This window comes from Streptococcus sp. (assembly GCF_019414905.1).
GTDB lineage: Bacteria > Bacillota > Bacilli > Lactobacillales > Streptococcaceae > Streptococcus.
In genome coordinates this window covers 1-2,086 of sequence record NZ_DXLC01000112.1, presented here as the reverse complement: position 1 = coordinate 2,086, position 2,086 = coordinate 1, and the positions used below count along the sequence as shown (strand labels likewise).

Annotated in this window: 2 protein-coding genes and 2 pseudogenes; 3 read left to right on the top strand and 1 reads right to left on the bottom strand. The window is 37.5% G+C overall.

The genetic code is table 11. From position 1 onward, the window contains the following. The 3 genes and pseudogenes from QZ359_RS03465 to QZ359_RS03455 all read left to right on the top strand — a co-directional run. Nucleotides 1-178, top strand: a pseudogene (locus QZ359_RS03465) (GntR family transcriptional regulator); the annotation flags it as partial. 4 nt (nt 179-182) lie between these two features. Then, nucleotides 183-878, top strand: coding sequence for an ABC transporter ATP-binding protein (locus QZ359_RS03460; RefSeq protein WP_000054197.1), 696 nt, complete (start codon nt 183-185; stop codon nt 876-878). 15 nt (nt 879-893) lie between these two features. Continuing rightward, a complete protein-coding gene (locus QZ359_RS03455; RefSeq protein ID WP_000498768.1) occupies nt 894-1,661 on the top strand; it encodes a hypothetical protein in 768 nt (255 codons plus the stop codon). 80 nt (nt 1,662-1,741) lie between these two features. Here QZ359_RS03455 and QZ359_RS03450 read toward each other — a convergent pair. Further along, nucleotides 1,742-2,086, bottom strand: a pseudogene (locus tag QZ359_RS03450) (Rgg/GadR/MutR family transcriptional regulator); the annotation flags it as partial.

Below are 2,086 nucleotides of genomic sequence, written 5' to 3'. Positions count from 1 at the left end.
TGTCTACAGCAAGCGAACAACTGGACGATTTGTGACTGAGGATAAGGAACTAATCGCCCAATCACGCAAACAATTATCGGAAGAAGAATTGGAACACTTCGTTTCCTCCATGACCCATTTTGGCTATGAAAAAGAAGAACTACCAGGCGTAGTCGGCGATTATATTAAAGGAGTTTAAGCCTATGTCATTACTAGCATTTGAAAATGTATCCAAATCATATGGAGCAACACCAGCCCTTGAAAATGTTTCTCTTGACATTCCAGCTGGAAAAATTGTCGGTCTTCTTGGGCCAAATGGCTCAGGAAAAACAACCCTGATTAAACTCATCAATGGCCTCTTGCAGCCAGATCAAGGACGTGTCCTGATTAACGATATGGACCCAAGCCCAGCAACCAAGGCTATCGTAGCTTATTTGCCAGATACGACCTATCTCAATGAGCAAATGAAGGTCAAGGAAGCCCTAACCTACTTCAAGACCTTCTATAAAGATTTCAATCTGGAACGCGCCCATCATCTACTTGCAGACCTGGGCATTGATGAAAATAGTCGTCTCAAGAAACTATCAAAAGGGAACAAGGAAAAGGTCCAACTGATTTTGGTTATGAGCCGTGATGCTCGTCTCTACGTTCTGGACGAACCCATTGGTGGAGTGGATCCAGCAGCCCGTGAGTATATCCTCAATACCATTATCAACAACTACTCCCCAACTTCTACCGTTTTGATTTCTACCCACTTGATTTCTGATATTGAGCCAATCTTGGATGAAATTGTCTTCCTCAAAGACGGAAAAGTCGTTCGTCAAGGAAATGTAGATGATATTCGCTATGAGTCAGGTGAATCCATTGACCAACTCTTCCGTCAGGAATTTAAGGCCTAAGCAAAGGAGATTATTATGTTTTGGAATTTAGTTCGCTACGAATTTAAAAATGTTAACAAGTGGTATTTAGCCCTTTACGCTGCCGTGCTAGTCCTTTCCGTCCCCATAGGAATGCAAGGACACTACTATTCTTATGTATCTTTCAAAGATAGCCAACCTTTCCTATTTATCTTTCTGGCTCTCGTCTTCGGTGGCTTGATAATTACACTGGGGATTTCAACTCTTTTCTTAATCATTAAACGCTTCAAAGGTAGTGTATATGACCGACAAGGCTATCTGACTTTGACCTTGCCAGTTTCTGAGCACTATATCATCACTGCTAAATTAGTCGGAGCCTTCATCTGGTCTATCCTTAGCTCGGCTGTACTGGCTCTAAGTGCTGTTATTATTGTGACTATAACGGTTCCAGAATGGATATCAAATTCTGAGTTGATTCCACTTGTAGGAACATACCTTCCTCAACTCTCTCTTATGGGGGTATCCTTCCTGCTTAGTACAATCTCAGGAATCCTCTGCATTTACTTGGCCATTTCTATTGGACAACTGTTCAATGAATACCGTACAGCACTCGCTATTGTAGCCTACATTGGAATCCTAATCGTCATTGGATTTATTGAAGTCTTCTTCAATACCAGTGCTAACTTCTATGTCAATTCACTTGCAGGATTTAATGATAATTTCTATATGGGAACAAGCATAGGTATTGTTGAAGAACTCATTTTCATAGCTATCTTTTATCTCGGAACCTACTATATCTTGAGAAACAAGGTTAATTTGCAATAGTTTCATAATCAAAAAGGATAACATCTCATCACAGAGAGGCTATCCTTTTTTCTTTTATCTCATTTTCTGTCTAACTTTATTTAAAAAACAAATCCTTTTAAATCTGATTTAAAGGTCTTGTTTAATTTCTCTATTGTGACACTATCATTATATTCCTTACATATTCTCATAGCTTTGGAACATTCTTTTTTACCTAACTCTACTTGATTCGTTTTTATAAGATAAATACCTTTTAAAAAAAGCAAATAAGTCTTTTCAAAATAATATCCTTGTCTGGTCAGTAAATTTTCTAAATCATCTATAAAAAATTGAGCGCTATCTAACAAATTATTTTTTAATAATAATTCTAAATTAAATAAATATAAAGGAATTACTCTATGTGTTCCCATATCTGTTTTTAAAAAATGTCGTGTTTTCTTGATTAC

Bases quoted from the DNA above. Each gene is read 5' to 3' on its own strand.
- QZ359_RS03460 (WP_000054197.1), top strand. From the start codon at position 183: ATGTCATTACTAGCATTTGAAAATGTATCCAAATCATATGGAGCAACA.
- QZ359_RS03455 (WP_000498768.1), top strand. From the start codon at position 894: ATGTTTTGGAATTTAGTTCGCTACGAATTTAAAAATGTTAACAAGTGG.